Below are 7,124 nucleotides of genomic sequence, written 5' to 3' on the forward strand. Positions count from 1 at the left end.
ATATAAGGGGGCAAGCACGCGGCCTTGTCGCGATCTCGGAGTATCCATGACCCAAGCTTCTTCCACCCCGTCCACTCAGGCTTATCCCGTCCTGCCGCTGCGCGACATCGTTGTCTTCCCCAACATGATCGTGCCGCTGTTCGTCGGTCGCGACAAGTCGGTCGCAGCCCTGGAAGCCGCAATGGCCGCCGACAAGGAGATTTTCCTGGTCGCGCAGCTCGATCCGAGCGAGGACGACCCCGATCGCGACGATCTGTACGAGATCGGCGTCACTGCGGTCGTGCTGCAATTGCTCAAGCTGCCCGACGGCACCGTCCGCGTGCTGGTCGAGGGCAAGCGCCGCGCCGCGCTGACCTCGCTCGTCCAGAGCGACGGCTATCTGTCGGCCGAAGTCGAGATGCTCGAGGGGGATGCCGGGTTGGACGAGCTCGAAGCCGCGAGCACTGAGCTGGGCGACCGCGTTGGCGAGATCACGCCCGACGATCTCAGCCCCGATCTCAAGGCGCTGATGCGCTCGGTGATCGACCAGTTCGAGAATTACGCCAAGCTCAACCGCAAGCTGCCCGCCGAGACTGCCGTCCAGCTCGGCGAGATCGAGGATCCCTCGAAGCTCGCCGACGCGGTCGCCGCCAACATCCAGGTCAAGGTCAGCGACAAGCAGGCGCTGCTGATCGAGCGCGATCCGGCCAAGCGGCTCGAGATGGTGTTCGCGTTCATGGAGGGCGAGCTCGGCGTTCTGCAGGTCGAGAAGAAGATCAAGTCGCGGGTCAAGCGCCAGATGGAGAAGACCCAGCGCGAATATTATCTCAACGAGCAGTTGAAGGCGATCCAGCGCGAACTCGGCAACGAGAGCGATGACGGCGAAGGCGACGAGATCGCCGAGCTGACGCAGAAGATCGCGACGATGAAACTCTCGAAGGAGGCGCGCACCAAGGCGACCGCCGAGCTCAAGAAGCTGAAGACGATGGCGCCGATGAGCGCCGAGGCGACCGTCGTGCGCAATTACCTCGACGTGCTGCTCGGCCTCCCGTGGGGCAAGAAGTCGAAGATCCGCAAGGATATTTCGGCCGCGCAAGCGGTGCTCGACGAGGACCATTATGCGCTCGAGAAGGTCAAGGACCGGATCATCGAATATCTCGCGGTGCAGGCGCGTACCAACAAGCTGAAGGGGCCGATCCTGTGCCTCGTCGGCCCGCCCGGCGTCGGCAAGACCTCGCTCGGCAAGTCGATCGCCAAGGCGACCGGCCGCGAGTTCATCCGCCAGTCCTTGGGCGGCGTGCGCGACGAAGCCGAGATCCGCGGGCATCGCCGCACCTATATCGGCTCGCTGCCGGGCAAGATCGTGACGAACCTCAAAAAAGCCGGCACCAGCAACCCGCTGTTCCTGCTCGACGAGATCGACAAGCTCGGCCAGGATTTCCGCGGCGATCCGGCGTCGGCATTGCTTGAGGTGCTCGACCCCGAGCAGAACGCCAAGTTCCAGGATCACTATCTCGAGATCGACGTTGATCTGTCGGACGTGATGTTCGTGACCACCGCGAACACGCTCAACCTCCCGCAGGCGCTACTCGACCGGATGGAGATCATCCGGCTCGAAGGCTATACCGAGGACGAGAAGGTCGAGATCGCCGAACGCCACCTGATCGAGAAGCAGATCGAGGCGCACGGGTTGAAGGACGGTGAGTTCACGCTCACCACCGAGGGTCTTCGCGCGCTGATCCAGTACTATACGCGTGAAGCCGGTGTCCGCACGCTCGAGCGCGAGATCGCCAAGCTCGCGCGCAAGGCATTGCGCCAGATCCTCGAGGGCAAGACGACGAGCGTCACCGTAACGCCCGACAATCTGTCCGACTTCGCCGGCGTGAAGAAGTATCGCCACGGCTTGGGTGAAGAAGAGAATCAGATCGGTGCGGTCACCGGGCTCGCCTGGACCGAAGTCGGTGGCGAATTGCTGACGATCGAAAGCGTCACCGTGCCCGGGCGCGGCCAAGCGAAGATCACCGGCAAGCTCGGCGACGTGATGAAGGAATCGATCGAGACCGCGTTCAGCTTCATCAAGGCACGCTCGCCCTCGTACGGAATCAAGCCGAGCATCTTCGCGCGCAAGGACATTCACATCCATCTGCCCGAAGGTGCGGTGCCCAAGGACGGTCCGTCGGCGGGCATCGGCATCGTGACGGCGATCGTCTCGACGCTGACCGGCGTGCCGGTGCGGCGCGACATTGCGATGACGGGCGAGGTCACGCTGCGTGGTCGCGTGCTGCCGATCGGGGGGCTCAAGGAAAAGCTGCTCGCGGCGTTGCGCGGTGGCATCACCACGGTGCTGATCCCGCACGAGAACGAGAAGGACTTGGCCGATATTCCCGCGAATATCCGTGACGGGCTCAAGATCATCCCGGTGGCGCATGTCGATGAGGTGCTTCGTCTTGCGCTAACCGCGCCGTTGACGGCGATCGATTGGACCGAAGCGGACGATCTGGCGGCACAGCCCCCGGCAGGCGTCCCGGCAATCGGTGGTGAACTGCACCACTGAGCTCGGATCGGCGTATAATACTGCATCCTCGCCGTTTTGACCGACGGCGGGGATGTTTTTGCTTTGACAGCCCCGGTGCGAGCCGCCTTACTGCGCCATCGGCTTTCGCCTGGGAATCATTTCAGTAGTTTTTTAAACGGGGGTTTCGTGGCCATGAACAAACAGGAACTGATCGCGACGGTGGCCGACACGTCGGGTCTGACCAAGGGTGATGCAAGCAAGGCCGTCGAAGCCGTGTTCGAAGCCGTGTCGGCCGCGCTGAAAAAGGGGGATGAAGTCCGTCTCGTCGGTTTCGGGACGTTCTCGGTCAGCAAGCGCAAGGCGTCGACCGGCCGCAACCCGCGCACCGGCGAGCCGATGACGATCAAGGCATCGTCGCAGCCCAAGTTCAAGGCCGGCAAGGGCCTCAAGGATTCGGTCAACTGATCGACTGACTCGCAAAATCTGGGCATCGGCGCTGGACAAGCGGCGCCGGCTCGTTTTAAAAGACTGCAACAGGGCGGCGTCAATGCCGCCCTTCTCCGTTTCGCCCCGCCGTACCGGCGGAAAAGGCAACGGGCGCGTAGCTCAGTGGTAGAGCACACCCTTCACACGGGTGGGGTCGCAAGTTCAATCCTTGCCGCGCCCACCATATTGCAGCCGCCGGATCCGCATGGGTCCGGCGGCTTTTTACGTTACCGCCAGGCGCGTTCGCGAAACCATTTGGTGATGACGTATTTAGTCCCCGCGCGGACTTTCATGCCGTGGTGGAGCGTGGCCGGGTTGAGCGTGCCATCGGCCTGCCGGTTGTTCCAGGCGAGCAGCTTGCCCGTCTCGGGCTGGATGATCTTGTTGATCGCCTTGAAGCGCGTCGCGCCGCCCGCCTCGGGTTCGTTGAGATAGAGCATCACGGTCCAGGTGCGGTTGCCCGCGCTACGACAATGGCGATCGAAATCCACGCCGCCCGGTTCGAAATAATCGGTGTGCGGCTTGAACTCCTGGCCAACCGCGTAGCGCTGACCCTGGATCGGTTCGCCGTGCGCCGGGTCGAGCCCGGTGAACGCGCTGATCCGCGCGTCGAGCCACTGCGTCAGCGGGGCGAGCGGGTCGAGATCGCCGGTTTCGCTCGTGCGAAACGCGCGGTCGCCGTTGAAGTCCGCCACCGTCGAAGGGCGCCGCGTCGCGTCGACCGCGTCGCGCACCTGCGCGCAGGTTTCGGCATCGAGGAACTTGCGGCACACGAACAACGTCAGCTTGGGAGACGGAACACGCTGGACCCCCGGCAGAGCGGCGAGATGTGCGACCATTGCCGCTGCATCGAGACCCGAACCGAAGCTGGGGGCGGCTGGGAAGGCAGGAGCATCGGTCACGCGCCACACTTTGCCAAAGACTTCGCGCATTTTCCAGGTGCTGGCAGCGCGTCCGATTCGGCGGCCGCCACGTACAAGGTTCACAGCGGCACCGCGGAACGGTAACACGGGCTGTAATATGGCGTCGCGATCGGGGATGGGTTCCACATGCGCTTGGTTTTGGATGCGCGGGCGCGGGCCTTTCTGCGACGGTTTCCGGTTACCACGGTCTATTCCGCGCTCGAGCTCGCGCTGATCGCGGGGCTTGCCGTGCAAAGCGCGCGGCTCGTCTGGGCGGTGCTGACGCCGGTCGGCCCGGTCGGGATATGGCGGCCCGAGCAAGGCGGCGTACCCGGTTCCCCCGAGGCGATCCTGCGCGGCTTCGATCCGTTCTACCGCGCGAGCGGCGGCGATGTCGCGGGGCCGTCGGTCGTCACCACGCTCCAGCTCTCGCTGTTCGGCGTGCGGATCGACGAAGCGCAGGGCGGTGGCTCGGCGATCATCGCTGGCCCTGACGGCGTCCAGCAAAGCATCGGCGTGGGGCAGGAGATCATGCCCGGCGTGCGGCTGAAGGCGGTCGCGTTCGACCACGTCACGATCGATCGCGGCGGCGTGTCGGAAGATCTCTATCTGCCGCAGACCGAGCAAGCGCCGGTCGCGCCCGCGATGCCGAACGGGCCAGCGCTGATCGGCGGCAGCGCACCCGCAGCTATCACCGCGCCACCGCCCGCCGCGGTCGGACCGCAAGGCGTCAGCTTTGCGCAGTTGCGGCGCGATGTCGGCTTCATCCCGCGGATCGACGGCGGCCGCGTGACGGGGCTGACGGTGCGGCAGCAAGGCGACGGCGCGGGCTTCCGCGCGGCAGGGTTGCGCGACGGTGACGTCATAACGCAGATCGCGGGCAAGCCGGTCGGCGGCGCTGCAGACATCGAGCGTCTCGGCGCGCAATATGCAAAGGGCGGCACGCTTGGCTTTACGGTCGAGCGTGGCGCAGACAGTGTACCACTCGTCATCACGATTGCGGGGCAATGAAGAAACGAATCCTGGCGCCTATCCTCGCGATCACGCTTGTCACGGCGGCGCATGCGCAACAGACCATGAATGTCCGCGATGCGGATATTCGCGCGTTCATCGCCGATGCCGCCCGCGTGACGGGGCGGACTTTCATCATCGACGCGCGGGTGCAGGGCAAGGTGACCGTCGTCACCGATCACCCGGTGAGCAAGTCGCAATATTTCGAGATCTTCCTCTCGACGCTGCGTGCCAACGGGCTCGTCGCGGTGCCGACGACCAATGGCGCGTTCCGCATCCAGCCGACCGATAACGCCGCGTCGCAGCCGAGCCGCATCGGCTCGCGCGGCGCGACGAGCAACAGCTACATCACCGAAATCGTCCGGCTGCGCTCGATCGATGCGCAATCGGCGGTCGATACGGTGCGCGGGCTGATCTCGCCGCAAGGCTCGGTCACCGCCAATCGCGGCGGGAACAGCCTCGTCATCGTCGACTTTGCCGACAATGTGCGCCGCGTGCGCGAAGTACTGCGCCGGATCGACACCGACACCGCTTCGACGCGGATCATCGCGCTGAAGAATGCCGGCGCGCGCGAGATCGCGACCGCGTTGCAGGCGCTCGCCGGGCAAAGCGCGGGCGGTGCCGGGGGGGCGGCGCCCGCAGGCGCCGCGACGTCGGTCAGCGTCGTTGCGGTCAACAGCTCGAACTCGGTCGCGATTCGCGGCGATGCCACGTCGGTCGCGCGGCTCGCCGCGGTCGCCGAGGATCTCGACCGGCGCGCGAAGAACGGCACCGAGATCAAGGTGATCTTCCTCGAAAACGCCGATGCCGAGCAATTGCTGCCGGTGCTCCAGCAGCTCGTCGGGCAGACGCCATCGCCGATCACTAACCAGCAATTGTCGGCGTCGAACTTTGGCACCAACAGCCAGTCGGGTGGCAGCAACGGCAACAATGCCAGCTCGCGCGCAGCGAACACGCCTGCGGTCCAGCAGCAGGACACAGGAAATACCGGCAACGCACCGACGCAGACTGCGATCACTTCGGGCGGGCGCACCGCCTCGGTCGTGACGCGTTTCGTCGGGGCGAACGCAATCGTCATCGCCGCGCCCGCCGAAGTCCAGCGTCAGCTCGCCGACGTCGTGCGTCAGCTCGACACGCGGCGCGAGCAAGTGCTGGTCGAGGCGATCGTGGCCGAAGTGTCGGACCAGACGGCGAGCTCGCTCGGAGCGCAATTCGCGATCGCGAACTTGAAGGGCGGCGCGTTCGCCGCGTCGAGCTTCCAGAACTCGGCGCCGAGCTTGCTCACCATCGCCGGCGCGATTGGCGCGCGGCAGCTCGCGACGACGACGACGACGATCAACGGCGCGACCGTCACGACGAGCACCGGCAGCTCGTCGAGCGATTCGCTGACGCAAAGCGCGATCAGCTCGGTGCTCGGCGCGAGCGGCGGCTTTGGCGGCTGGGCGGGCAAGATCGGCGACACCGTCTTCGGCTCGATCATCAACGCGGTGAAGAGCGACACGACCTCGAACCTGCTCCAGGTGCCGCATCTGGTGATGCTCGACAATCAGGAGGCACACAGCTTGGTCGGGCAGGAAATCCCGATCACCACGGGCAAGGCGCTGTCGACCAATTTCGACAATGCCTTCCAGACGACGCAGCGCGAGAATGTCGGGATCGAGCTGACGGTGCGGCCACAGGTCAATTCGAGCGGAACGGTCAAGCTCAACCTGCGGCTTGAGGTCAGCTCGATCGCCGGGCCGGTGTCGAGCAGCAACAGCGACTTGATCCTCAACAAGCGCGAGGTCGAGACCGTCCGCACCGTCGACGATGGCGACATCGCGGTGATCAGCGGGCTGCTCGACGATAACGAGCGGCGGACGATCGAGAAGATCCCGTTGCTCGGTGACATTCCCGGGCTCGGCAACCTGTTCCGCTCGAAGGCCAAGTCGCGGACCAAGACCAATCTGATGATTTTCATTCGCCCGACGATTCTGCGCACCGCCGATGACAGCCGCAAGCTGACCGAGCAGCGTTATGGCTATCTCCGGCTTCAGCAGGGGCTGGCGATGCCCAATGACGAGCCGTCGATCGACCAGCTGGTGCGCGATTACATGGGCGCGGCGCCACCGATCCCGAGCGCGCCGGTGCCAGGGAATATCGAGGATCCGCGGATCATGGTGCCGGTGCAGCGGAGCTCGAGCACGGTAATCCGCACGAAGCGGGACCGGTGCTGTCTCTTATACACATCT

Annotated in this window: 5 protein-coding genes and 1 tRNA gene; 5 read left to right on the forward strand and 1 reads right to left on the reverse strand. The window is 65.0% G+C overall.

The window, feature by feature from the left end; translation table 11 throughout:
• Nucleotides 1-46 precede the first annotated feature (46 nt).
• From lon to QN347_RS10855, 3 genes are all read left to right on the forward strand, one after another.
• The gene (gene lon / locus QN347_RS10845) at nt 47-2,533 is read left to right on the forward strand and encodes an endopeptidase La (protein ID WP_322163579.1); all 2,487 of its coding nucleotides are present in this window, start codon (nt 47-49) and stop codon (nt 2,531-2,533) included.
• A gap of 153 nt (nt 2,534-2,686) precedes the next feature.
• Nucleotides 2,687-2,959 (forward strand): HU family DNA-binding protein, encoded by a 273-nt coding sequence (locus QN347_RS10850; RefSeq protein ID WP_133191967.1) that lies wholly within the window; start codon nt 2,687-2,689, stop codon nt 2,957-2,959.
• 130 nt (nt 2,960-3,089) lie between these two features.
• Nucleotides 3,090-3,164: transfer RNA gene (locus tag QN347_RS10855), tRNA-Val, on the forward strand.
• Nucleotides 3,165-3,207: 43 nt separating this feature from the next.
• On the opposite strand, the gene QN347_RS10860 is transcribed toward QN347_RS10855, so the two are convergent.
• Nucleotides 3,208-3,912 carry a 2OG-Fe(II) oxygenase gene (locus tag QN347_RS10860; RefSeq protein WP_322163581.1) on the reverse strand — a complete coding sequence of 235 codons (705 nt, stop codon included), beginning with the start codon at nt 3,910-3,912 and terminating at the stop codon, nt 3,208-3,210.
• 117 nt (nt 3,913-4,029) lie between these two features.
• Here QN347_RS10860 and QN347_RS10865 point away from each other — a divergent pair, with 117 nt between their 5' ends.
• Together QN347_RS10865 and gspD are read left to right on the forward strand one after the other, a co-directional pair.
• Entirely contained in the window at nt 4,030-4,893 is an 864-nt protein-coding gene (locus QN347_RS10865; protein ID WP_322163583.1) for a type II secretion system protein N, read from the forward strand.
• A partial coding sequence (gspD, locus tag QN347_RS10870; RefSeq protein ID WP_323494023.1) for a type II secretion system secretin GspD occupies nt 4,890-7,124 on the forward strand: 2,235 nt, incomplete at its 3' end. The genes QN347_RS10865 and gspD, both read left to right, overlap by 4 nt.

The organism is Sphingomonas sp. 10B4 (genome assembly GCF_035019905.1).
GTDB classification, from domain to species: Bacteria; Pseudomonadota; Alphaproteobacteria; order Sphingomonadales; family Sphingomonadaceae; genus Sphingomonas; species Sphingomonas glacialis.

Bases quoted from the DNA above. Each gene is read 5' to 3' on its own strand.
- QN347_RS10865 (WP_322163583.1), top strand. From the start codon at position 4,030: ATGCGCTTGGTTTTGGATGCGCGGGCGCGGGCCTTTCTGCGACGGTTT.
- lon (WP_322163579.1), top strand. From the start codon at position 47: ATGACCCAAGCTTCTTCCACCCCGTCCACTCAGGCTTATCCCGTCCTG.
- QN347_RS10850 (WP_133191967.1), top strand. From the start codon at position 2,687: ATGAACAAACAGGAACTGATCGCGACGGTGGCCGACACGTCGGGTCTG.
- QN347_RS10860 (WP_322163581.1), bottom strand. From the start codon at position 3,912: ATGCGCGAAGTCTTTGGCAAAGTGTGGCGCGTGACCGATGCTCCTGCC.